Consider the following 24403-nt stretch of genomic DNA (forward strand, 5'->3'; position numbering starts at 1 on the left):
CAACAAAGTTGCAATAACATTTATCTATTAACTTTATTTTGTCAACAAAACATCATTTACAATCTTATGAAAACTACTTCCATTCATTTTTTGTCTCATCAATTTCATCCTGAATTCTTTTATTGATATCTATTTTTGCTCCCTGTAAGCTGAAAATTGCCGTTCCTCTTTCTCTTGCATATGGATTGGCAATAGAATCCTTTAATTTTGCAACTTCAAAAAAAGAACCGGATTCCTTAAGCTCTTTTCCTGCTTCGGGAGCATCCTTGACCCTGATAACATTTTTATATTTTTTGCTTACATCTATCCAATTGATATAATCTGCATGAAATGACATCGCCACAATACCCGCTTTTGAATAATAATTAATTGCTCCTGCCTGGCCATAATTATCACACAGCACCATGGTATTTCCTGACTTTGACAGACGGGAATATTCTTTATCTACTTTCTGAGCCAATTCTTTCCAGCCTTGCATATCGGCAAAGTCTTGTGGCAAAGGATGGTCTTTTCCGTCTTCCCAGCGAAGCAGTCCGAATTTCTTATACTGATCCTGATGGGATTCGATATACTCAGGACTTTTATTGGGAAAGGCTACATTATATAAAGGAAGAAATAAAAGTATGGGAATAAGTATGCTAACCGGTTTCAAAAACCTCTTCCAGCCTTTTTCAAATACACATCCAAGAAAAACAGCACCAAAAGCAATATACACAGGGTAAAGACCTATCGCATAATAATCTTTGGCTTTAAAAAACAAAAACAAAGTGATTGTGATCATATAGCTCCAGAAGAAAAACCTGAATTTTTCAAAAGGTTTATACAACAGTAATGCTCCCCAGCCTGCCACTATAACAAAAACGACACCTATGAAAAAGAGGATCTGAGATTTCATAAAACCCATTCGGTCTACATGTACAAGTTGTTTTTCAGAAAGTTCTTTCATATGATGAACGACAGGGAAATGGTTCTGATACTGCCAAAGAAGGTTCGGAAATATGATGACTAAAGCTATAAGAGCAGCCCAATATACGTGAGACTGCATAAAAATTTTCCTTTGCTCCGTTAACAATAAAGCGGGGATAAGCCCCAATAATGAAAATGCAATATTATATTTATTCAATATTCCTATTCCAAAAATGACTGCTCCTATGTAAATCCACTTTACTTTTTGAGAATTAAAATATTTAATCAGACTATAATAAAGGAATAGCCACAGAAAAATTTCTAAAGACGTAGGCTGAAACAGCATATTTACCCGAAGAAGTACAGAAAATAAGATTCCTAAAGAGGCAAGTATTTTAGCAAACAGGCTTCCATTAAGTTCTTCAACGGTTTTCCAGGTCAGTACAATTGTTAAAGCTCCGAACAGAGCTGGAAAAAATTTAACCCAGAATATGGAATTCCCCAACATTTTAATCATCCATGCAAGCCAGGAATTAACGGGAGGCACAGAGAGATATCCCCACGCCAGATGATTGGCCTGATCAAGATGCAGGTATTCATCTCTGTGAAGTTCATACTCGGGGCTTATCAGTGAGTATTGAAGAGCAAATTTCGCAATGATAAAAAGAAGCAGAATCCAATAGTCTTTTTTCATGGGGGTAGAGTTTGGAATTTAGAGGTAAGACAATCTAAATCTCTATTTTGTTACACTTATGCTATTTCAAACTTATTATCAATAATTTCAGTTTTAATCTTCTGAATATTTCCGGACCAATACTTAATTTCCTCAATCTTCTTAGGACATTCTTCAACAGGAATCTTCTGACAGGCAGCTAAATATTCCTGATAGGTTTTCAATATATTATTCAGGTATGTTTCGTAGTCTTTAGGATTTTTAGGAATATATCCTATTCCATCGCAACCACATGAATGAAAACACTTCCCTGTTTTAAAAAGACTTTCTACGACTTTCCATTCTTTGACTGCTGTTTTTTTAGGGGCCTTGAAATCTTTCCCAAGATCAGCCATCACATTGCCGCACTCAGGACATTTTATAGTTCTGTTTTCAATCTCTGAAACAATTTTCTGTAACTCTTTTGTTTCTGTTTTTGTAAAAACAGATCCTACTTTACGAATTGACCGCCCATTAGGTTCGTGATATACTTTTTCTTTTTTAATCCTTTGTACAATATCATATGCATCCGGCTGTTTAAATGATTTTCGGCATTTAAAACAGACATAATGTGATTTATAAGTTTTTACAGCGTATCGACACATTTTTCAGGGATCTATGTGATTTAAATATAGGAATTTACTTCTTTAAAAGGTTTTGATATAAAAAAGAATCCCGGAGAAAAAAATTCATCCGGGATTCACAGTTTAAAAGTGTATAGTGTAGTTTATTATTTTTTATTCGCTTTTTCTTTCAGCTCTTCTTTGTCTTTATCAGATGGGTTCCAAACTTTTACTTCAGTGTCTTTTGTAATGTTTGATCCCGGAAGAATCTGAACGTTGATACCGTCACTTGCTCCCAATTTCAAATATACTTTCTTGAATTTCCCGTCTTTTTGTTTCGCTTCTACAAAAGGAACATCTTTTCCTTGTTTCTTTTCATACTGAACCAAAGACTCATCCAATAGCAATGCATTTTTCTGAGAACTTAAAACAATTTCACCATTTGCAGAAAAACCTGCTCTAATATACTCATTATTAGGATTAGTTACATTACCTTCTACCGGAAATTTAATAGTTCCTGCATTATCTTTTCCCTTAGGCGCGATCATGGTTAGTTTTCCCGGGAAAGTTTTGTTTTGAAGAGCACCGATTACGATGTTCATGTCCATACCTTCGCTTAGTTTTCCAGCTTGAGCTTCATCAATTTCACCTTTGAAGATCAAAACATTCAGATCTGCAACTGAGCAAATTGTAGTACCTGCGTTAAAGTTATTAGCTTCAATCACCTGGCTTCCTGCTTTTACAGGAACTTCAAGTACGGTACCTGAAGCTTTGGAACGGATCTCCGTAGTAGCTAAGCCCTGTCCTTTAAGTTCAGGAGTTGCTCCTGTCTTAGCAATCTGCAATCTTTTTTGAGCGGTATTCAACTGCTGCTGAGCATTTTTCAAGGTCTGCTGCTGGGAGAATAACTGTTGCTGAGAATTAAGAAACTCCTGCTTAGAAGCCACTCCCTGCTTGTACAGTTTATCCTGCATCTCAAACTGCTTCTGCATATTCCCGACATTCATCTGAGCATTGCTGATCTGGATCTGTGCATTCTGAACTTCCTGCTGAGCGGCATTTACTTCAGAGATGCTTGGTACAATTTTCACTGTAGCAATCAGCTGCCCAACTTCTACCTTATCTCCTTCTTTTACTAAGATTTTATCTATAATCCCTGCAATATTGGGTTTAATTTCAATTTCTTCTTTGGGAACAATTTTTCCTGTTGCCATTACTTTATCATCCATATTCTGAATAGTTGGCTTACGGGTTAGGAAAGCCTCTCCCTCTTGAGAATTAGATTTTATAAGATAGCCAAGCCCTGAGAACAATGCCACTGCAAATAAAAGCCCCAACACTATATAAATGGCTTTTTTCCAGGTGAATTTCTTTTTCATATGTATAGTTTATTTTTTATTAAATAGATTGAATGATTTAAAAACTAAAAGATGAATCGGGAATACTATTGATCTGATCATCACAATTTTCAAATTATTTTATTTTCAAATTAATTAATTACTCTGTTCTTAATGCTTCAATAGGTCTGATCTTTACGGCTCTCTGCGCGGGGATCATCCCGATTACCAATCCTAAAATCACCATTACAGCCATCGCCGCAAAGACGTTTCCATAGTTGACTGTCGGATTATAGAATGGAAAAGAATCCTGTCCTTGTGTAACGGCATTGAGAATCATCAGCACAAAAATTCCAAACATAAAGCCCAGTAATCCCGAGGAGAGCGTAATCACAACACTTTCCAGCAAAATCTGATTTCTTACTTCTGATGGCTTCGCTCCCAATGCTCTTCTGATCCCGATTTCTTTGGTTCTTTCTTTTACTGTAATCAAAAGGATATTTGAGATAGCAATTACTCCGGCAAGGATTGTCAGTGTACCCACAATGATTGTTAATAACTGCATTCCCGTAAGGAAACCTGTCAGCTTTTTAAACTCTTTTCCGAGGTTGAAGCTTCCGAAAGCATTGGTATCTTCAGGCGAAACTTTATTTTTTGTCTTCAACTCCTGCTTTACGTCTTCTTCTACGGAATTTACATTGGCATTAGGTTTACTTACAATCGCAAACATGTCTATCTGATCTCCTGCATTATACATTTTTGTATAGGTAGAAAGCGGGATAAAAGCTGTTTGGTCATTTTCAAACCCGCCGCCTTTTTTCACCCGGAAAACTCCGATTACATTAAAGAAGAGTCCTTTAATATTGATTGATTTTCCTATAGGATTTTCTTTTTTCTTGGCATCAAAGAAGTTTTTGTAAATTTCTTCTCCTATAACCACTACATTTTTATTTCCTGAAACATCGGCATCATTGATATAGCGTCCAAAGATCAGTTTTTTTTCTGAAATTTTATTTCCCACAGAGTAATCCCCGGTAAGCGAATACGTTCCATTCTTCCCGTTTCTTGACATTGCTTCCCCTGGTGTTCCGGTAAAGCTTCCTCTTGCATTTTGCGGCGATATATAATCTATGGCAGTTACTTTTCTTTTCAGCATTTCCATATCGTTTAAGTTCAGGTGAACTTCTCGTCCCTTAGGAAATCCTTCATAAGGAATAGATGTTTTCTGTGCCCAAAGAAATATTGAATTGGTAGCAAAGCCTGAAAATAATTTATCAAAGCCATTTTCCATCCCTTTTGCTGCTCCAAGAAGGCTTACATACAAAAACATCCCCCATCCTACGCCAATCATGGTAAGAAATGTCCGGAGTTTATTATTCCTCAATGAGTAATAGATCTCCTGCCAAGTATCTTTTTTAAATATGATATTCACCTTTCTGAATTATAAGTTATAAATTATGAGTTTCTGTCAATCTGTGTTTTAACGTATACTATTCTGTTCTCAATGCCTCAATTGGTTTAATTCTTGAAGCTCTGTATGCCGGTACAAATCCTGCGATCAATCCTGAAAAAATCAAAGCAATGAATGCCATAATAATGGCTCCCCATCCAACACTCGGGCTTTTGATGAAATATTCTTCAAGACTATTACCAATAAGACTTAATGTCAAAACCCCAATTCCTACTCCAATAAGTCCGGATACTACTGTAATCACCACACTTTCCTGAACAATCAGACCTACAATCCCACTTGGTTTTGCCCCAATAGCTTTTCGTACCCCAATCTCTTTGGTTCTTTCTTTTACGATATACACCATAATGTTACTGATCCCAATAATTCCCGCAAGCAGCGTCCCCATACCGATAAACCCGACAATCGCTGTAAGAACTGCCATAAACGCAAATGTATCATTCATGTTTTTTGCATTGTTCCAGACACGTACACCGTTTTCATCATCAGGAGAAACACTTTTTCTCGCTTTTAATTTATCTTTAAGCTCATCACCGTACTTAATAGCCTGGTCCGGAGTCAGTTTATCATCGTATGTAATATAGGCGATATTTACTGTATCAGACCCTTTCTTCATCTGTTGTAGAGTAGTAATCGGAACCGTAATATGTCTCTCATCTCTATCTCCTCCATCATCTGAAAAAACTCCAATGACCTTATACATTGTCCCATTAATATCGAGTTCTTTTCCTATAGGGCTCCCGTTTTTAATCAAATCCCGCTGAACCATTCTTCCAATGACTGCAACATTTAATTTCCTTTCCAAATCCATAGCGGTCAGATATCTGCCATCAATAACTTTTCTGTTTTCAATGACTTGTTCCCCGGGCTCAGCCCCATTAATCTGATAAAGGCCACTTTCTTTTCCATATTTCACCATTAAATTGGCACTATATCGGGGACTGGAAGGCCCAGCTTTTTTCTTATCTGCATTAATTAAAAAGTCATAGTCTGAGTTATTCATCGTTACATTTCGATCAGACTGAAGACCTTTATAAGCTAAAGAGGCTTTTCCTGTAGAAAAAATAATAAGATTTTTAGCATCTCCCGCAAATCCTTCAGAGAATGCATTCTGAAGTCCTTTTCCAATTCCAAAAAGTACAATGAAAATAAACAGTCCCAAAGCTACTGTAAACCCTGAAAGCACCGTCCGAAGTACATTACTCCGGATAGAACTGAATATTTCCTGCCAACGGTCTAGGTCAAACATAGTTTTTATTTTTTTACTTTGTAAAAAAGTCAATTAGCTACGCTCTCAATTTTCTTCGAAGTCAATTAACGTTGTGGTCAATTTATTCTTCACGAAACTTTAATTACGAAGCAAATTCATTTTTACATTTCTAATCCTTTTTCAACATTTTACTCAATAAGATAAATGTCGTTTTTATTAAATTCTCAATTTTTGTCAATCCTTGTCTTTCAATATAATTACAATCTATAACGATATCAAAACAAGAATCCAACTCAATAACCGATCCTCTGGCAATTTCAAAATACCTTTTCCTTTCCAGTTCAGATTTTCTTGAACATCCTTCAGTAATATTTAATACTACAGAAGTAGAAGCTCTCCTTATCTGGTCGATTATATTAAACTTTTCATTATCCGGAATTTTTGATAAAATTTTATAACATTCTATTTTTAATTCTCTGGCTGACTGATAAACATCAAGCTTATAATGATTTAGATTTAAAAACATTTTTATTTTTTTTCATATTCATTTGTGTGTGTGTATTTTTAAATTATTTGTCCTCCTCATTGTAAAATTCATTTGCGAAGCAAAATTGACCATTGACCATTCACTTATAATACTATCTGCTTAATAAACTCATCACTTTCAATAACTCCATCCTTCAGTACTACGTTTCTTTTGGTTTGTGCAGCTACATCCGGTTCGTGGGTCACAACGATGATTGTTTTTCCTTCATTGTTGATATCCTGAAGAAGCTTCATAATATCGTGAGTGGTTTTAGAATCCAGTGCTCCTGTAGGCTCATCTGCCAGCACTACTTTTGGATTGGTAATCAGTGCTCTTGCAATAGCCACTCTCTGTTTCTGTCCACCGGAAAGTTCACTCGGAAGGTGGTTTGCCCATTGTGCCAGTCCTACTTTTTCAAGATATTCCATAGCTTTCTGATTTCGTTCTCTTCTCGTTACATTCTGATAGTACAGAGGAAGTGCTACGTTTTCCAAAGCTGTTTTATAATTGATAAGATTAAAAGACTGAAAAATAAATCCCAAAAACCTGCTTCTGTATTCTGCAGCTTTTACTTCTGATAAGTGTTCAATAGGAACCCCATCCAATTCATAAGTTCCCGAATCTTTTTCATCCAGAATCCCAATAATATTAAGAAGCGTAGATTTTCCGGAACCGGAACTTCCCATAATAGAAACAAACTCGCCCTCAGAAATATTCAGATTAATTCCTTTGAGAACATGAAGTTTGCTTTTCCCTGTATCGTATGACTTATTTAAATCCTGAATTACTAACATTAAGTGATGTATGTTTTATACCCAATAAGTAGATGATATTTTCAAATTGTTACAAGAATAAAAATTTATTCAAATATTTTTTTGTTTAACACTTTAACCCTTTATTAATAATACTTTACACACTTTTGTTTAACCGTAACTCTAGATTTCCATGTATTTATCCTCAAGATAGTGGTCTAGCCTATTATCCTAGCCAGTTTCATGTAAATGTGGAAAACTTTTCCAGCTAAAAGTCAGCCTATTAGTATTTACCCCTTTCAAAATCAGTTCTTTTTTTCGAACTTTGCTATTAGTTCTTTACAAGAAATATGATTTTGCGAAAGTGAATAACTTTATTTTACAACACGCAGACAAACAAAAAGTTAAGTATTTCCGGAACGTTATCCACAGAGATCTAAATTATTTAATTATAAAGATATTTAATATGGGAATTTTTGATAAAAGAGTAAGCTATAAGCCATTTGAATACCCGGAGGTTCTTCAATTTGTAGAAGCAATCAACAAATCGTTCTGGGTGCATTCGGAAGTGGACTTTACTGCAGATGTTCAGGATTTTCATTCGCAGTTGGAACCACATGAAAAGCACGCTGTGAAAAATGCGCTGTTAGCCATTGCACAGATCGAGGTGTCTGTAAAGACATTCTGGGGAAATTTATACAACCACCTTCCAAAGCCGGAATTCAATGGATTAGGATCTACTTTTGCAGAATGCGAGTTCCGTCATTCTGAAGCATATTCCCGTTTATTAGAGGTATTAGGGTATAATGATGAATTCCTTAACGTGATTGAAATTCCTGCGGTAAAAGGAAGAATCGAGTTTTTAGGAAATGCTTTAAAGCATGCGAATTCTGCGACTCCGAAAGAATATGTTTCTGCTTTATTGTTGTTCAGTATTTTGGTGGAAAACGTTTCTCTTTTCTCGCAGTTTGCCATCATCCTTTCTTTCACAAGATTCAAAGGATTCATGAAAAATGTTTCCAATATCATCGCATGGACTTCAGTAGATGAGCAAATTCACGCAAATGCAGGGATCTACCTGATCAACAAAATCCGTGAGGAACAACCTGACTTATTAACAGACAGCGATATTGAAGACATCTACACTTTAGTAGACGAATCTATCGCAAGAGAAGGTGATATCCTTAGCTGGATCTTCGAATTAGGAGAAATCGACAATGTTTCCAAGGAAGACTTGTTAAACTTCATGAAATACCGTGTGGATGACAGCTTGAAAAAAATCAACATGAAAACAAGATACAACATCACTCCTGAGCAATACAAACCAATGGTGTGGTTCGAGGAAGAAGTTTTCGCCAATTCATTAGATGATTTCTTTGCAAAAAGACCTGTAGACTATACGAAGCACGATAAGAGTATTACCGCAAACGATTTGTTTTAATACAGAGGCGCGAGCGAAGCGAGCGTCAAAGCAGTCAGTATGAGGGTTATCCTTTTCTGATTAATAATAGGAATTGCTGTTCATTAATAAAGCACAAATACAGAAGAAATGATCAATGTAATAGTAAGCTATACGGTAAACCCGGAATTTGTTCCAAACAATAAAACCAATATTCAAAAATTTCTGGAAGATTTCAAGAATTTAGATTCTTCCACCTTTGAATATAAAGTTTTTGTAAAGGAAGATGGTGTTACTTTTGTACATTATTCAAACTACATCAACGAAGAAGTTCAGCATGAAGTTTTGAATGTTCCGTCTTTTAAGGAATTTCAGAGGTTAAGAGACGAAAGCGGGCTGAACGGTTCCCACAAAGTAGAAATTTTACAATCAATAATATAAAAAAACAAAATTCCGGAGTGATTCTCTCATTCCGGAATTCGAAAATATAACATCTATGGAAGAGCAAAATTCAAATATATGGTGGCTCAATGAAGAGTCTGAGCAGATGCTGAACAGAGGATATCTGTTGAAAGGTGAAACGGTAGACGGTGCTATCGACAGAATTACCACTGCCGCTGCAAAAAGGCTATACAAGCCTGAACTTCAACCGGCATTCAAAGAAATGATCACAAAAGGATGGATCAGCTTCTCTTCTCCTGTATGGGCGAATATGGGAACAGAAAGAGGGCTTCCTATCTCATGTTTCAACACTCACATTCCGGACAGTATTGAAGGAATTACTCATAAAATGGGTGAAGTCATCATGCAGACTAAAATCGGAGGTGGTACTTCAGGATATTTCGGAGAATTGAGAAACAGAGGAACAGCTGTTACTGATAACGGGAAATCTTCAGGGGCAGTTTCATTTATGAAGCTTTTTGATACGGCTATGGATGTTGTTTCTCAGGGAGGGGTAAGAAGAGGTGCATTTGCTGCTTACTTGGATATTGACCACGGAGATATTGAAGAATTTTTATCTATTAAAGATATTGGTAGCCCGATTCAGAACCTGTTTACCGGAGTATGCGTACCAGATTACTGGATGCAAGACATGATAGACGGTGATATGGAAAAACGTAAAGTTTGGGCAAGAGTACTGGAAAGCCGTCAGCAAAAAGGTCTTCCCTATATTTTCTTCACAGACAACGTGAACAGAAATAAACCTCAGGTTTATAAAGATTTAGGAATGACGGTAAATGCAAGTAACCTTTGTTCTGAAATCATGCTTCCGTCTACTATGGAAGAGTCTTTCATCTGTTGCCTGTCTTCTATGAACCTTGAACTGTACGATGAGTGGAAAGATACGGATGCTGTAAAATTAGCAGTATATTTCCTTGACGCTGTATTATCAGAGTTTATTGATAAAACTGACGGAAATTATTACTTACAGGGGGCAAGAACTTTCGCAATGCGTCACAGAGCTCTTGGATTAGGAGTTTTAGGATACCATTCTTATTTACAGAAAAATATGATTCCGTTTGAAAGCTTTGAAGCAACTCAGTTCAATGCAAGAGCATTCAGACACATTAAAGATCAGGCTGAGCAGGCTTCAAGAGAGCTTGCCAACATCTATGGAGAACCAGAAGTATTGAAAGGGTACGGATTAAGAAATACTACAACAATGGCTATTGCTCCTACCACTTCAAGTTCTGCAATCTTGGGACAGACTTCTCCGGGAATTGAACCTTTCTCTTCCAACTATTATAAAGCAGGTCTTGCTAAAGGAAACTTCATGCGTAAGAACAAATACCTTGCAAAATTATTGAAAGAAAAAGGATTGGATAACGAAGAAACATGGAGAACAATCATGTTGAATCACGGATCTGTACAGCACCTGAATGAGCTTACTCCTGAAGAAAAGGCAGTATTCAAAACATTCAAAGAAATTTCTCCAATGGAGATTATCTCTCAGGCAGCGCAGAGACAGCAATACATTGACCAGGCGCAGTCACTGAATCTTCAGATTCCTTCTACAATGCCTGTAAAAGATGTTAACTACCTTTATATTGAAGCTTGGAAAAAAGGAGTAAAAACTCTTTACTACCAAAGAAGTTCATCTGTTTCAAAAGAAATGATGGTTAACTTCGTATCATGTTCAAGCTGTGAGGCATAGGATCAAGTAATAAACACGCTATATTTAAAAAAGCACACTTTTTAGTGTGCTTTTTTTATTGATCAGAGCTTTTACAGGTCATTTATGCCAAAAAATCAAGAGAAAAGCATCTTTTTTAAACTGAAAATCAATAGTAAAAACCAATATAAAATAGATAAAATTAAACCATAATATGCTTTTATTAATAAGTTTTACTTAAAACTAAGAAATAAACCTACACACACCTAAAAGAGTTTTTTTTCAAAAAAAAGAAATTATATTTACAACATCTGATTGTACACAAAGGGATTTGTAACATTATCTGATAACTAAAACTCAAATATGAAAAAACTTTTATTTACCTTATGGGTAAGCGGATTTTCTATCGCTTACTCTCAGAATCTGAATTTTTCTGATGCAAAATTTAAAGCTTTACTTCTAAGCTCAAATGCAGCTAACCAGATTGCACAAGACTTTAATGGAAACTCGATTGCCATAGATAATAACGGTGATGGAGAAATCCAGCCTTCGGAAGCACAACAGGTTAAAGTTCTGACGATCAGGTTAGATTCTGACCAAATGTATATTGATCCTAATGGTAATACATTCGATCCGGCTAATATCAATAGTACATATTATAACAGCCACCTGCCAGACGGGATTTCGGATGCTTTACTGTTCCCCAATCTCGAGGAACTTTATTTCTGGAACACCAGAACTGCCAACATCAGCTTTACCAATAATACTAAAATCAAAAAAGTACAGGGAAGTCCTTTTTATTATGATTTATCACAGGGAGGCCAATATATAGCTTCTCCTATTAATCTTTCTTTCGATAACTGCTCAGGAATTCAGAATATTGCTGATGTCATTGCCTATCAGAGTTCCGGTAACCCATGGTATCCTGATGAAAACAGCTTAAGGATAAAAAACTGCCATCAAATCAATAATAATGCATTGATCAGTTCTGCAGAGCTTAGAGAACTGTATATTGAGAATTCCAATATTCAGACTCTTACATTTGATTCCTGTAAATTTTTAGAAAAGATTGTCGTTCCTAATCTGAATACTTTAACCAAAATTTCAGTAACAGGAGGTTTCACCTCTTCAGGCAATTCAGAGCAGAATATTGAGCTGATTGCCAATAACTGCACAAACCTGCAGGAGATCATCGCAGATACGGATCATTATGAATCAACAGGGTCATATTTCTCTAGTGTAAACCTTAATGGCTGCTCTTCTTTAAAGAAAATAATGGGACTGAATGCTCCATCTATTGATTTTAGTACAGCAGGACTAATTAACCTTGAAGAATTAGACTGTTCTTTCTATAACAGATATATATATTCTACCACTTCCGGAACTTATTTCGGGGATGTAACGACATTAAACCTTGCAGGTCTTCCAAAACTAAAAATACTGAAGGCTTTCAATCAAAAGATCGCCAATAATGTAAACTTCAGCGCTGCACAAAAATTGGAAAGTATTGACCTCACCAATTCCTGCGGGTATATGAATACGGTAAACACCAATAACCTTTCCCATCTGCACACCTTAAAAACGGATCGTTTTATAACCAACGGTACACAGGGAGCAAACAATCTTCAGAATATTTTCACTAAAAACTGTACTGCGCTCACGAATTTTGCATTCGACAATAATAATGACTTGAGAAAACTTGATTTGGAAAATTGTCCAGGCTTACAGAATTTGTCAATAGGGTATATGTTCTCTAACTTAGAAGAAATCAATCTCAGCCAATGCACCGGGTTTAAAGATATTATGGTAAGCAACACAAAAATATCCGCTCTGGACACCAAAGACTGTGTTGCCCTGCAATCATTGAGCCTGTCCTATAATGACCTCCTTGCTTCAGTCAATACTTCAAATAATACAAATTTAGAATCATTAACATTGGCAAATCTACCTTTACTTACTCAAATCAATACTGCTGCTAATATTAATCTGAAGAATATACATTTTAATACCTGTCCTCAGATTACTCAGCTTGATCTTTCCACCTCATCACATCTGGAATCCGTTACTTTATGGAATATGTCTAATCTCACTTCTGCTAATCTGAGAAATGGCTCTATAGAAGAGCTCATTGATTTTACCAATAACAATTCTAATCTATCCGTTTGCGTGGATGATGCTCAATTAAATGAACTTCAGACCATGTACCCTGATATCACATTTACTACAAACTGCAGCAATTCTTTCCTGAAGAGCGACAGTCCAAACTTCAAAACAAAACAGATCAAAGTTTTCCCTAATCCGGTAAAAGATATCCTGCAGATCAGCTCCGATACTTCTATAAAAAATATTAAACTTATTGATTCTCAGGAAAGAATTATTTTGGACAGAAGCTTCAATCAGGCTATTGTAAATATTGATCTTTCAGACTATCCTACTGCTGTTTATATCATAAAAATTACTACTGACAAAACTCAGGCTACCAAAAAAATCATTAAAAAATAAATAATTTCAATACAATTATTTCCATTAAAAATCATAGAAAGTTCTATGATTTTTTTGGTTTATATTTGTGTTTATTGTTTAATACCAAAACTACAGATATGAAATTCGGACAAGTAGAAGACCCGTCAAAAATAGATTTCACATTACCAAAAGACCATCCTAAAACCAAGGAAATGCTGGCTCTTAATAAAAAAGGACTGGAAAATATTTCTATCGGATGTGCAAAATGGAATAAAACGGATCTTAAGGGATTTTATCCTAAAGGAACTAAAGATGAACTGACCTATTATGGTACTCAGTTTAATTCTATTGAACTGAATGCTACTTTCTACGGAATGCCCACACCCGATCAGGTAAAAACATGGAAAGAGAAAACTCCTGAAAATTTTAAATTCTTTCCTAAGATCACCAATACAGTTTCTCATTTCAGAAGATTGATTGATGTAACTGATCCGGTGACTCACTTTGCTTCGGCAGTGATCAATTTTGATAAAAAACTGGGAATGGCTTTTCTTCAGCTTCATGATAATTTTAAACCTAAGGATTATGACAGGCTGGAAAAATTTGTAAAAGAATGGCCCAAAGAAGTTCCTTTAGCCATAGAACTCAGAAATACGGAATGGTTTACTGATGAGGAGATCCTTAATACTACCTGTGAACTCTTTGAAGCTCATAACATCACCAATATCATCGTAGATACTGCCGGAAGAAGAGATATGCTCCATATGCGCCTTACTACACCTAATGCATTTATCCGTTACGTAGGAGCCAATGCTGAAAGTGACTATGAAAGATTGGATGACTGGTTAAAGCATCTTACAAAATGGAAAAAAGAAGGTCTTCAGAACCTTTACTTTTTCGTACACCAGAATATTGAAAAAGCTTCTCCTCTCTTATCCGCCTATTTTATCAAGAAGCTGAATGAAGAGTGGAAAACTGATCTTCATGTTCCGCAAATGGCAACGGAAAGTACGGGAACATTATTTTAGATCATATAAAGCAGCTACGCAATAAAAGATTGATGCAAACTCATTTTTCATAACGAAAAATTTTATAAATTAGAGTATAGTGTATTTCACGATACAGTATGCTTTAAAACATAAATCATGGAAAAAGAAATTTGCAAAATCAGTATTGCCAATAACTGGCGTGGTAATGAATATATTTTTTATGAAAACAACACCATAAAAAGAGTATATGATCATCACAGTCTTAATTCCAATAAAACGGAATGGATTACCCCCAAAGAAATCAGTAAACAAAGTAAAGACAAACTTATAAGATCCTGTCCCGAGGAATTCAAGGAACAAATTATGCTAATCCTGGATTATCCTTAGCAAAAAATAATGATGGGTAATGAGTGTACTAAAAAAGACTCATTACCCATTATTTTTTATTTATTTTTCTTCAGAAACAATGCCAGATTGAGAAACAGAAGCAGAAAGTCCAGTGCAATCCAGATCCCCAGTTTTGTATTCTCATAATTATAAGCATCCACCTGTTTTTTTGCCGATTCGGATAGTTTCATACTTTGGTTGATGTAATTCTGTACCTCTACAATCTGATCAATATTTTTATTCGGTACGGAATGCTGGGAAAAGTACACGAGGTTTTTCTTTCCGAGATAGCCTACGATCCAGTATTCATCAGATTTATCCATTTTCAGGTATTCTATTCTGTAATATTCCGGACGTATTTTACCAATATGTTTAGGCTCAAGGGTTATATTTTTATCACTTTTATTTACATTGATCAGGTAAAAATCCAATGCCTGAGGAAGCTTATTGATAACCTGCAGCCCTACAGAATTATCCACAAATGCCACAGCACTTTTCTTGATAAACCAATACGTAAAAACAGAAATTGAAAAAACTACTGTTACAATACGAAACAGCTTCGCCCACTTCGCCATACTTCCTGATTTTACCTTAAACAAGACCAGAGAAAGAACAGAAGCCAGAAATATTATAAAAATAATGAGTGTCATATTTTACAAAGATACTTCTTATCTCTATTTTATCTATATTTGCGCCCAAATTTTAATCCTAATTAACCATGAAAAAAACATTCTCGGTACTCTTTTCCTTCTGTATTGCACTCATCTGCGCTCAGATAAAATTTGAAAAAGGTTATATTATTAATAGTAATGATGTAAAAAAAGAAGTACTTATCAAAAACCAGGGATGGGCAAACAATCCAGACAGTTTCGCTTACAAAACGGATGAAAAATCAGGAGAAAATACCGGAACACCCTCTACAATTAAAGAATTTGGAATTTATAATGATGTAAAATATGTTACCTACAACGGAGATATTGATTATTCTTCTGATAATACTGGAGATCTTTCCTCCAACAAAGAACCTGAATTTAAAAAGGTTTCCGTATTCCTTAAGGAAATTGTAACCGGTAATAAAAATCTATACTCTTATCAGGGACAAAATGTAATAAGATATTTTTATTCTGATTCAAGTTCTTCTATTCAGCCATTGATTTATAAAAAATATTTTTTCAACGGAAACAATCTGCAGATTGCAGCAAATGAAGAATATATAAATCAACTGAAAACAATATTCTCAGATGATAATAATCTTCAGACACTTGTTACAAAAACAAGATATACAAGTAATGACCTGAATAAAATTTTTAAAGAATATAACAGTAAAATTTCTGGCACAGCTAATAAAGAATCATTCTCCGAAACTAAAAAAAATTCAAAATTTAACTTAGCTGTAAGACCCGGTTTTAACTTTTACTCCCCTGTGGAAATAACAAAAACTTTTAGTAATGAAGGTCTTCCTTCAAAAACCGGATTCAGAATAGGAGTTGAAGCAGAACTTGTATTACCATTCAATAAAAATAAATGGTCAGTTGTCCTTGAACCTACATTCTCTCTTTACAGTAATAAAGCAACGATAAGAACAAATGATAACCTGTATAGTATAAATGTAGACAATTATTCATTTATCAGTATTCCTCTAAGTGTAAGACACTACATGTTTATCAATGATAAATCAAAGATCTTTATTAATGCAGGTATCAATGCTCTGACTATAAAAACCAGTTCAGCAAAGGATTTCTCACTTGATTATGACGGATATGTTTTTGACAGATTAAAACTATCTTCATTCCAGGCTTTCAAAAGCGCTGTATTTGGAATAGGATATAATTATAATAACAAATACATTATAGAAGCAAGATATAATACCGGCATGAATCTATTTGAAGAAAAAGGGGCTGAGGCAAACCTAAAGTATACTTCCTTAATTCTGGGATATAATATTTTCTAATCTACATTCCATTCTTTATAAAACTGGTCGAGGAAATTCAGCATATAATTATGCCTTTCTTCGGCCATTTTTTTTCCTTTTTCGGTATTCATCATATCTTTCAGAAGTAATAGTTTTTCGTAGAAATGATTGATGGTTGTGCCATTTGATTTTTTATATTCTTCTTTTGACATTCCCAGTTTGGGCTTCCTATCCGGGTGATACATCAGATTATTCTTAAAGCCTCCGAAATTGAACGTTCTGGCAATTCCAATGGCTCCTATTGCATCAATACGGTCGGCATCCTGTACAATTTTAAGCTCAATAGATGGGTTTACCGGCGCCTGATCTCTGTTTTTAAATGAAATATTTTCGATTACAAATAAAACTTTCAGAATTGTTTCTTCAGGAACATTCTGCTCTTCAAGAAACGCTCTGGATATTTTGGGAGCAATAGTTTCATCACCGTTATGAAATTTTGGATCTGCAATATCATGAAGAAGTGCAGACAATTCTACCACCTCCTTATCACAGTCTTCGGTTTCTGCTATCTGAACAGCCAGTTTCCAGACTCTTTCAATATGGAACCAATCATGTCCTGCTTCTGCTCCTTCTAATTTTTCTTTTACAAAGGCTATTGTGTTGTCAATTGTACTTTTCATTTATCTATCAGTTCATTTAAAATAATATCCCAGAGTTTGCTATTGTAACTTCTAAAAAAATTGACGTGTCCGATTTCCTTTTTATCAGATTCTGAAACAGCGATCAGTCTGTGCGTTGGTTTAAGATTAGGATAGGTATCATTTAATAAGCTTAATACCCCTCTTTCTGTCAGCCAGATATCATCTTCTGCCCGGATTACAAATACTTTTTGTGTCAAATTTTCAGAAAAGTTATCAATTTTGTCCAACAGTTTGTTGGTTGATTTCTTGTTTAAAATTAAGGTTCTCCAGTCATATGCGCAATTTTTTGGAAGACTTTCTCCGAGTCCAAACCAATGTGCCGGAAAATACCCTAATAATGAAGTGGTTAACGGCTGTGCAATTCCAAACCCCAGATAGGCTTCAACTTTTGTTATCCCTTTAAGGTTGCCGACAAAAGCATTTTGTGTTCCAACAAAAAAAAATTCCTCAAATATTTCCGAGTCTTCATTCATTCCCAGAATTAAAGCACCTACAGAATGACCTAAGCAATACTTTTTGTGGTCTTTAAAGTTGGTTTTAATATATTGGGTTAAAGCTTTATAATCCTTTGAGCCCCACAATCTCATTGAACCATGAAATCCTCTCATGTTTTTCGGCTTGGAAAGTCCTATTCCTCTGTAATCATAAGTAATCACCGTAAATCCCTGTTCAGAAAAATAACTGGCAAAAGAAAAGTAAACCTGTTGTTTTACTCCTGTTGCCGAATTGATCAGCAATAGTTTTCCATTACTTTTTTCCGGTTTAAAGAGATGGGCAGCCAGAGAAATATGATCTTCCGTAGTAAGTATTAGTTTTTCCATAATATAAAAAGAAAAAATCCACTATAAAAGTGGACATTTTACTTATATTTTTATGTTAAGTTTCAGACTTTTGATATGTCGCAAATAGCTTTAAGAAAAGAAATCTGACATTCTTGGCAGCCCTGTCTGAGAACCTTTACCTCCGGAAACTCTTGATGAAACTTCATTTCCAAACTTCACACATTCTTCGATAGAGTTTCCATGGCAAAGTGCGATAGCAAATCCTGAAGTAAATGCATCACCCATTCCCATTTTATAAACTTTCTCATCTTTGTCGTTTCTGTAATATTTCATTTCAGTCCCGTCAAAATAAATAGTGGAATTGGTATCATCTCTTACAAAAACTTTATTGAAATATTTCTTAAGAACCTCTTCCCTTTTTTCTTCTCCGAAAATGGTGTATAATTCATTACTTTTAGCTACAATAAAATCAACCTTCTCTAAAATTTCTTCACTGACTCTCATTGCCGGAGAAGCATACAAACCTACTTTCTTTCCATATTTCTTAGCTTTTACAACAGTATGTTCTACCACCTCCATAGAAACCTCAAGCTGCACCAGCACAAGATCAGCAGTATTAAAATACTTATCTGCTTCGTCTATATGTGATTTGCTAAGATATTTATTGGCTGCCGGCACTACCACAATAGCTGCATTGCCGTGAGAAGTCGTCACATAAGCCGTTCCTGTAGCATCTTTATCTGTTTCGTGTACAAACCCTACATTCACATTTTCACTTACCAGATTTCTCATAATCTGCTGTCCAAGGGGATCCATCCCCACACATCCTATAAAGTACACACTTGCACCCAGCCTGGCAGTACCTACCGACTGATTGGCTCCTTTACCCCCAAAATAGCTATCTGACTTAACGGCTAAAACCGTTTCGTTGGGTGAAGGAAGTTTTTCGGTTTCAAGAACCAAATCTATGGATGAGCTGCCCACAACAATAATTCGGGGTTGTTCTGATAAGAAATTCATTGTGTTTTGTATTAGCTTTAAAATTTATAACTGACAAAATCGTGTTCCAAAAATAACTAATTTTAAATTAACTTATTTCTATAAATTCAGTAATTATTTTTACGGGCAATTGATTTTGATCATATGCTATATAACTGGCATAAAATCCTTCACCATATCCGGTTTCAAAAGCAAATATAGTTCCGGGATGTTCCTTTGCAGGTTTTAGGAAGGCATATTGGTCAATAGCTCCGTTTTCATCAAAGAAATACTCATGGAAAAATTCTTCATAAATTCCCATAAAATCTCCTCCTTTATTCTGGAATAACCTCTGTTCAAGCTCATTGAGACTGTTTTGAGTATCAACATCCATAAAACATCCCATCCCGCTTTCTACAGGATACCCAAAGATTTCTTCTTTTGCCAGATCTTTTATATTCTGTCCTGCTGTGGTTGCCAGTTTCCATTCTTTAATTTCAGCATTATTGAATACAATTTCGGCATAAGCCACACAGTTGCTGTCTCTTTCTTTGTGCACTATCACAGAAAAATCTCCCTTCGGAAATTCTGTGGTGAAAGGAAGCATATCATTGGTGATCAATGGATCGCAGGCAACCAGCTTTCCACTGGAAAGATAGATCTTTCCTGCTTCAAAACTTTCTAACAATGGATTTTCTACAAAATCCTTCGAGAATAGTTTTTTAATGTTTTCTATATGTGTCATTTTATTATTCTTTAAACCATCAGGCTGGATACAATTTTCATCTGTATCCAGCCTGAGATTTCTGACAAATTTATTGTCTATATTTTACAAACTTTTCAGTTTCTCTTCAAGGATCGCAATTTTATCCTGAGCATCTTTCTGCTTCTTACGCTCTACTTCTACAACTTCCGGCTTAGCATTGGCAACAAACTTCTCATTAGAAAGTTTTTTATCTACTGAAATTAAGAACCCTTTTAAATATTTCAATTCTTCTTCAGTTTTAGCTTTTTCTTCTCCTAAGTCTAAGTTTTCACTTAAAGGAATAGAAACCTCAGTCGCTCCTACCAGGAAAGTAAAGCTAGGCTTATCTGTTTTCTGTCCAAAATAGATTTCAGAAACATTAGCCAGTTTTCTTACTACAGCTTCATTGGCAAACTCAGATGCATTGGTGTAAACCTCCACAGCCTCTCTTGGTGAAATTCCTTTTGTCTGACGGTAGTTTCTAACTCCAGAAATCAATTCAGCTGTAATTTCAAAGTTTTTAATGACTTCTTCACTAAAGCTATCTGCATTCTTCTGCTGAGCAATAACAAGCGCTTCATCAATACTTCTTTCTGAAATCAATTGCCAAATCTCTTCAGACTGGAATGGCATGAACGGATGAAGTAACTTCATCAATTCTTCAAAGAAATAAATGGTTTTATCATAAACTTCTTTAGAAATTCCCTCTCCATAGTTAGGCTTGATTGCTTCAAGATACCAACCACAAAAATCATCCCAAATTAATTTATAGATCAAATGCAGCGCATCAGAGATTCTGAACTTCTCAAACTGATCATTAATTTCAACGATTGTTTTGTTCAGTTTATTTTCAAACCATTCGATAGCCTGGTTATCTGTAGCAATTGCCGGTTTATCCTCATGATTCCACATATTGATCAAACGGAATGCACTCCAGATTTTCGTCATAAAATTTCTTCCCTGAAGCATTAAGTCTTCATCAAAAAGAAGGTCATTTCCTGCTGCAGAGCTCAATAAAATTCCTACACGTACCCCATCGGCACCATATTTTTCCATTAATTCAATAGGATCCGGAGAGTTTCCTAAAGATTTGGACATTTTTCTTCTTTGCTTATCTCTTACAATTCCTGTAAAGTAAACATTTTTGAACGGAACTTCTTTTTTGTATTCCAGTCCGGACATGATCATTCTTGCCACCCAGAAGAAAATAATATCAGGGGCAGTTACCAGATCAGAAGTAGGATAATAATACTTGATATCTTTATTTTCCGGATCTAAAAGTCCTTCAAATACAGACATTGGCCATAACCAGGCAGAGAACCATGTATCTAATGTATCCTGATCCTGTCTTAGATTTTCCAGCGTAAGTTCCTTTCCGGATTTCTGTTTTGCTAATTCTAAAGCTTCTTCAGCTGTTTCAGCCACTACAAAATCTTCATCTCCTGTTCCGTAGTAAAAAGCTGGAATCTGCTGTCCCCACCATAGCTGACGGGAAATATTCCAGTCACGGATGTTTTCCATCCAGTGTTTGTAGGTATTTTTAAATTTCTCCGGATAGAATTTTACTTCATCATCCATTACCACATCTAAAGCAGGCTTAGCCAGTTCAGACATTTTAAGGAACCACTGTACAGAAATTTTAGGTTCTATTACCGCACCTGTTCTTTCCGAAGTTCCTACTTTATTGACATAGTCTTCAGCTTTCAGTAAAAGGTCTTTCTCTTCCAGTTCTTTTGCGATCTGCTTTCTTACATCAAATCTGTTCTTTCCTGCATAGTGTAATCCATGCTCATTAAGGTTTCCGTCATCATCCAAAGCGTCAATCATTTTCAGCTGATGTTTCTGTCCGATTTCGTAGTCATTCACGTCATGCGCCGGTGTAATTTTCAGAGCACCGGTTCCAAATTCAATATCAACATATTCGTCTTCAATAATTGGAACTACTCTGTTTACAATGGGTACAATTACATTTTTACCTTTTAAGTGGGCATATCTTTCATCATTAGGATTGATGCATACTGCAGTGTCCCCAAAAATAGTTTCAGGGCGTGTAGTAGCAACCGAAAGGAACTCTTCTGAGCCCTCAATTTTATATTTAAGGAAATACAGTTTTCCGTTCTGCTCTTTGAATATTACTTCTTCATCAGAAATATTGGTCTTGGCTTCAGGATCCCAGTTGACCATTCTGTATCCTCTGTAAATCTTCCCTTTATTATACAGATCTACGAAACTTATGATAACCTGCTGTGAAAGGTTATCTTCCATTGTAAAACGGGTTCTGTCCCAATCACAAGAACACCCCAGTTTTTTCAGCTGCTCAAGGATTGTACCTCCATATTTATGAGTCCAGTCCCAGGCATGCTTTAGAAATTCTTCACGGGTAAGATCTGACTTATTGATTCCTTCAGACTTCAATTTAGCAACAACTTTAGCTTCGGTAGCAATTGAAGCATGATCTGTTCCCGGAATCCAACAAGCATTAAACCCGCGCATTCTTGCACGACGGACCAGAACATCTTGAATGGTATTGTTCAACATATGTCCCATGTGTAATATTCCCGTCACGTTTGGTGGAGGAATGACCACGGTATATGGTGGTTTGTCATTAGGTTCTGAGTGGAAATATTTATTTTCCAACCAGTAATTGTACCATTTCTGTTCTGTTTCCTGTGGATTGTACTTTTCTGAAATCTGCATAAATTCTATTTCTTTGGCTTGCAATTTGCAAAAATAGTCTAAAGAAAAAAATTTTTAAGCATGAATTAAAATAATTTTTAACTTTGTTTCACAAAATTTATCTAACAAACGTATTAACATTCAAGAATATGAAAAAATTAATTGCAGGAATTGCATTATTCGGGACATTTGCAATTGCATCTGCACAAACGATTACATTTGATAAAACAACTTTCGACTACGGTACTATCAAGCCTAATGCTGATGGTACGAGATTCTTTACGGTAACGAATTCAGGTGATAAGCCTTTGATTCTTTCAAACGTAAAGCCTTCTTGTGGATGTACAACTCCTGAGTTCAGCCAGGATCCTATTATGCCTGGTAAATCCGCTAAGATCAAAGTTGGATACAACACTGCTATTCCTGGAGGTTTCAACAAAATGATTGAGGTTTTCTCTAATGACCCTGCAAACAGTAGAAGTGTAATCTACATTAAAGGTAATGTAGACGCTAATGCTCCTGCTCCTGTTGCTGAGGCAAAAGTATTGACTCCTGCAGAGCAGAAAGAAGCTGCTAAAGCAGAGAAAAAAGCTGCTAAACTAGCTAAAAAGGCTGCTGCAAAGTAATCTCTACTCAAAAAAATAAAGAAACCGTCTCCATAGAGACGGTTTCTTTATTACATTTATGTTTGTTAAGACAGCAGATGACACGTAATGAATGGTAGGAAATGACATTGAAATTTATTATTTAGGTTTTGGCTGAGGCCCTTGGATTTATTTTTCTTTAAAGTGGCTGGGCTAAAGCCCACCCCTATTGAATTTTATTAAAAAAATCTTTTAATCTTTTAATCTTTTAATCTTTTAATCTTTTAATCTTTTAATCTTTTAATCTTTTAATCTATATGGACACCAATTTCTCAGATAATTTTAAGGTAAATGGAAAATTTTCAATAAAAAAAACTTCAACATCTTATAAAGGAAAACTCACCAAAGAAGACGGAGAGCAAATGCTGATTCAGGAGAAAGAAAAGCTTCGTGAACTGCAGGAAAGATTATATGCTGACGGAAGCCAGTCTCTTCTTGTTGTGTTACAGGCTATGGATGCAGCGGGAAAAGACAGTATGATAGAACATGTTTTCGGAGGGGTAAATCCACAAGGATGCAATGTGACCAGTTTTAAGACGCCAAGTTCTAAAGAATACTCCCATGATTTTTTATGGAGACATTATCTTGCATTACCACAGAAAGGAATGATCGGGATTTTCAACCGTTCCCATTATGAGAGTGTTCTGGTCTGCAAAGTACATCCTGAATATAATTTAAGTGAAAAAACATGGTCTTCAGTAAAAGATTTCGACAATAAATTCTGGGAAAACAGATATGAAAGTATCAGGAATTTTGAAAAACATCTTGCACAGAACGGAACAACGGTAGTAAAGATCTTTTTACATGTTTCTAAAGATGAGCAGAAAAAAAGGCTTCTGGACAGAATCAATGAGCAGGAAAAAAACTGGAAATTCTCTGCTGGAGATCTTCCGGAAAGAGCATTATTCGATCAATATATGGAAGCTTACGAAACAGCAATCAATGAAACATCCAAAGATCATGCTCCATGGTATGTACTTCCTGCCGACAGCAAATGGTTTGCAAGAGTAGCTGCTATACAGATCATTATTGATACCCTTGAAAAAATGAATCTCAAGTATCCTTCACTTTCTGATAAGGACACGGAAGATCTTCAACGGGCCAAAAAGCAATTAATGGAAGAATAAGCACTCTTGG

The 24403-nt window shown here is 35.5% G+C and carries 22 protein-coding genes; 9 read left to right on the forward strand and 13 right to left on the reverse strand.

Features of this window, described 5'->3' with window-relative positions; genetic code table 11:
- Positions 1-73: 73 nt before the first annotated feature.
- The 7 genes from FW781_RS07565 to FW781_RS07595 form a co-directional block, all read right to left on the reverse strand.
- Positions 74-1600: a glycosyltransferase family 39 protein gene (locus tag FW781_RS07565; RefSeq protein ID WP_149386850.1), complete on the reverse strand. Its 1527-nt coding sequence runs from the start codon at positions 1598-1600 to the stop codon at positions 74-76.
- Between the two features lie 56 nt (positions 1601-1656).
- A complete protein-coding gene (locus FW781_RS07570) occupies positions 1657-2223 on the reverse strand; it encodes a hypothetical protein (protein WP_149386851.1) in 567 nt (188 codons plus the stop codon).
- Between the two features lie 125 nt (positions 2224-2348).
- On the reverse strand, positions 2349-3560 hold the full coding sequence (locus tag FW781_RS07575; RefSeq protein WP_172625680.1) for an efflux RND transporter periplasmic adaptor subunit: 1212 nt from the start codon (positions 3558-3560) through the stop codon (positions 2349-2351).
- Between the two features lie 118 nt (positions 3561-3678).
- The gene (locus FW781_RS07580; protein ID WP_149386853.1) at positions 3679-4950 is read right to left on the reverse strand and encodes an ABC transporter permease; all 1272 of its coding nucleotides are present in this window, start codon (positions 4948-4950) and stop codon (positions 3679-3681) included.
- Positions 4951-5008: 58 nt separating this feature from the next.
- Complete coding sequence (locus FW781_RS07585; protein ID WP_149386854.1) at positions 5009-6238, reverse strand: ABC transporter permease; 1230 nt, start codon at positions 6236-6238, stop codon at positions 5009-5011.
- 130 nt (positions 6239-6368) lie between these two features.
- Entirely contained in the window at positions 6369-6725 is a 357-nt protein-coding gene (locus tag FW781_RS07590) for a four helix bundle protein (RefSeq protein ID WP_149386855.1), read from the reverse strand.
- 104 nt (positions 6726-6829) lie between these two features.
- A complete protein-coding gene (locus tag FW781_RS07595; protein ID WP_149386856.1) occupies positions 6830-7519 on the reverse strand; it encodes an ABC transporter ATP-binding protein in 690 nt (229 codons plus the stop codon).
- 424 nt (positions 7520-7943) lie between these two features.
- Between FW781_RS07595 and FW781_RS07600 the strand changes: the two genes are divergently transcribed.
- The 6 genes from FW781_RS07600 (at position 7944) to FW781_RS07625 (ending at position 14828) form a co-directional block, all read left to right on the forward strand.
- Entirely contained in the window at positions 7944-8918 is a 975-nt protein-coding gene (locus tag FW781_RS07600) for a ribonucleotide-diphosphate reductase subunit beta (protein ID WP_047378790.1), read from the forward strand.
- 108 nt (positions 8919-9026) lie between these two features.
- A complete protein-coding gene (locus FW781_RS07605) occupies positions 9027-9317 on the forward strand; it encodes a hypothetical protein (RefSeq protein WP_149386857.1) in 291 nt (96 codons plus the stop codon).
- A 55-nt stretch (positions 9318-9372) separates the two neighbouring features.
- Positions 9373-11031 (forward strand): ribonucleoside-diphosphate reductase subunit alpha, encoded by a 1659-nt coding sequence (locus FW781_RS07610; RefSeq protein ID WP_149386858.1) that lies wholly within the window; start codon positions 9373-9375, stop codon positions 11029-11031.
- Positions 11032-11352: 321 nt separating this feature from the next.
- Positions 11353-13491: a T9SS type A sorting domain-containing protein gene (locus FW781_RS07615; protein ID WP_149386859.1), complete on the forward strand. Its 2139-nt coding sequence runs from the start codon at positions 11353-11355 to the stop codon at positions 13489-13491.
- Positions 13492-13589: 98 nt separating this feature from the next.
- Positions 13590-14480 (forward strand): DUF72 domain-containing protein, encoded by an 891-nt coding sequence (locus tag FW781_RS07620; protein ID WP_149386860.1) that lies wholly within the window; start codon positions 13590-13592, stop codon positions 14478-14480.
- Between the two features lie 117 nt (positions 14481-14597).
- A complete protein-coding gene (locus FW781_RS07625) occupies positions 14598-14828 on the forward strand; it encodes a hypothetical protein (protein ID WP_149386861.1) in 231 nt (76 codons plus the stop codon).
- A 56-nt stretch (positions 14829-14884) separates the two neighbouring features.
- Here the strand turns inward: FW781_RS07625 and FW781_RS07630 are convergent, their stop codons facing one another.
- Positions 14885-15478, reverse strand: coding sequence for a hypothetical protein (locus tag FW781_RS07630; RefSeq protein ID WP_149386862.1), 594 nt, complete (start codon positions 15476-15478; stop codon positions 14885-14887).
- Positions 15479-15546: 68 nt separating this feature from the next.
- Here FW781_RS07630 and FW781_RS07635 point away from each other — a divergent pair, with 68 nt between their 5' ends.
- Positions 15547-16779: a porin family protein gene (locus FW781_RS07635; RefSeq protein ID WP_149386863.1), complete on the forward strand. Its 1233-nt coding sequence runs from the start codon at positions 15547-15549 to the stop codon at positions 16777-16779.
- On the opposite strand, the gene FW781_RS07640 is transcribed toward FW781_RS07635, so the two are convergent.
- From FW781_RS07640 to FW781_RS07660, 5 genes are all read right to left on the reverse strand, one after another.
- The gene (locus FW781_RS07640) at positions 16776-17420 is read right to left on the reverse strand and encodes an HD domain-containing protein (protein ID WP_149386864.1); all 645 of its coding nucleotides are present in this window, start codon (positions 17418-17420) and stop codon (positions 16776-16778) included. The two genes, FW781_RS07635 and FW781_RS07640, sit on opposite strands and share 4 nt — an antisense overlap.
- Complete coding sequence (locus tag FW781_RS07645) at positions 17417-18262, reverse strand: alpha/beta hydrolase family protein (RefSeq protein ID WP_149386865.1); 846 nt, start codon at positions 18260-18262, stop codon at positions 17417-17419. The genes FW781_RS07640 and FW781_RS07645 overlap by 4 nt, the downstream gene beginning before the upstream one ends.
- 90 nt (positions 18263-18352) lie before the next feature.
- A complete protein-coding gene (locus tag FW781_RS07650; protein ID WP_149386866.1) occupies positions 18353-19243 on the reverse strand; it encodes a ribokinase in 891 nt (296 codons plus the stop codon).
- Positions 19244-19310: 67 nt separating this feature from the next.
- On the reverse strand, positions 19311-19946 hold the full coding sequence (locus FW781_RS07655; RefSeq protein WP_149386867.1) for a DUF4241 domain-containing protein: 636 nt from the start codon (positions 19944-19946) through the stop codon (positions 19311-19313).
- An 84-nt stretch (positions 19947-20030) separates the two neighbouring features.
- Positions 20031-22643: a valine--tRNA ligase gene (locus tag FW781_RS07660; protein WP_149386868.1), complete on the reverse strand. Its 2613-nt coding sequence runs from the start codon at positions 22641-22643 to the stop codon at positions 20031-20033.
- 128 nt (positions 22644-22771) lie between these two features.
- Between FW781_RS07660 and FW781_RS07665 the strand changes: the two genes are divergently transcribed.
- Both FW781_RS07665 and FW781_RS07670 read left to right on the forward strand, forming a co-directional pair.
- Positions 22772-23248 (forward strand): DUF1573 domain-containing protein, encoded by a 477-nt coding sequence (locus tag FW781_RS07665; protein WP_149386869.1) that lies wholly within the window; start codon positions 22772-22774, stop codon positions 23246-23248.
- Positions 23249-23523: 275 nt separating this feature from the next.
- On the forward strand, positions 23524-24393 hold the full coding sequence (locus FW781_RS07670; protein ID WP_149386870.1) for a polyphosphate kinase 2 family protein: 870 nt from the start codon (positions 23524-23526) through the stop codon (positions 24391-24393).
- The last annotated feature ends 10 nt before the right edge of the window (positions 24394-24403 follow it).

Source organism: Chryseobacterium panacisoli (genome assembly GCF_008274625.1).
Taxonomy (GTDB): Bacteria; Bacteroidota; Bacteroidia; order Flavobacteriales; family Weeksellaceae; genus Chryseobacterium; species Chryseobacterium panacisoli.

Bases quoted from the DNA above. Each gene is read 5' to 3' on its own strand.
- FW781_RS07565 (WP_149386850.1), bottom strand. From the start codon at position 1,600: ATGAAAAAAGACTATTGGATTCTGCTTCTTTTTATCATTGCGAAATTT.
- FW781_RS07570 (WP_149386851.1), bottom strand. From the start codon at position 2,223: ATGTGTCGATACGCTGTAAAAACTTATAAATCACATTATGTCTGTTTT.
- FW781_RS07575 (WP_172625680.1), bottom strand. From the start codon at position 3,560: ATGAAAAAGAAATTCACCTGGAAAAAAGCCATTTATATAGTGTTGGGG.
- FW781_RS07585 (WP_149386854.1), bottom strand. From the start codon at position 6,238: ATGTTTGACCTAGACCGTTGGCAGGAAATATTCAGTTCTATCCGGAGT.
- FW781_RS07590 (WP_149386855.1), bottom strand. From the start codon at position 6,725: ATGTTTTTAAATCTAAATCATTATAAGCTTGATGTTTATCAGTCAGCC.
- FW781_RS07595 (WP_149386856.1), bottom strand. From the start codon at position 7,519: ATGTTAGTAATTCAGGATTTAAATAAGTCATACGATACAGGGAAAAGC.
- FW781_RS07600 (WP_047378790.1), top strand. From the start codon at position 7,944: ATGGGAATTTTTGATAAAAGAGTAAGCTATAAGCCATTTGAATACCCG.
- FW781_RS07605 (WP_149386857.1), top strand. From the start codon at position 9,027: ATGATCAATGTAATAGTAAGCTATACGGTAAACCCGGAATTTGTTCCA.
- FW781_RS07610 (WP_149386858.1), top strand. From the start codon at position 9,373: ATGGAAGAGCAAAATTCAAATATATGGTGGCTCAATGAAGAGTCTGAG.
- FW781_RS07615 (WP_149386859.1), top strand. From the start codon at position 11,353: ATGAAAAAACTTTTATTTACCTTATGGGTAAGCGGATTTTCTATCGCT.
- FW781_RS07620 (WP_149386860.1), top strand. From the start codon at position 13,590: ATGAAATTCGGACAAGTAGAAGACCCGTCAAAAATAGATTTCACATTA.
- FW781_RS07625 (WP_149386861.1), top strand. From the start codon at position 14,598: ATGGAAAAAGAAATTTGCAAAATCAGTATTGCCAATAACTGGCGTGGT.
- FW781_RS07630 (WP_149386862.1), bottom strand. From the start codon at position 15,478: ATGACACTCATTATTTTTATAATATTTCTGGCTTCTGTTCTTTCTCTG.
- FW781_RS07635 (WP_149386863.1), top strand. From the start codon at position 15,547: ATGAAAAAAACATTCTCGGTACTCTTTTCCTTCTGTATTGCACTCATC.
- FW781_RS07640 (WP_149386864.1), bottom strand. From the start codon at position 17,420: ATGAAAAGTACAATTGACAACACAATAGCCTTTGTAAAAGAAAAATTA.
- FW781_RS07645 (WP_149386865.1), bottom strand. From the start codon at position 18,262: ATGGAAAAACTAATACTTACTACGGAAGATCATATTTCTCTGGCTGCC.
- FW781_RS07650 (WP_149386866.1), bottom strand. From the start codon at position 19,243: ATGAATTTCTTATCAGAACAACCCCGAATTATTGTTGTGGGCAGCTCA.
- FW781_RS07655 (WP_149386867.1), bottom strand. From the start codon at position 19,946: ATGACACATATAGAAAACATTAAAAAACTATTCTCGAAGGATTTTGTA.
- FW781_RS07660 (WP_149386868.1), bottom strand. From the start codon at position 22,643: ATGCAGATTTCAGAAAAGTACAATCCACAGGAAACAGAACAGAAATGG.
- FW781_RS07665 (WP_149386869.1), top strand. From the start codon at position 22,772: ATGAAAAAATTAATTGCAGGAATTGCATTATTCGGGACATTTGCAATT.
- FW781_RS07670 (WP_149386870.1), top strand. From the start codon at position 23,524: ATGGACACCAATTTCTCAGATAATTTTAAGGTAAATGGAAAATTTTCA.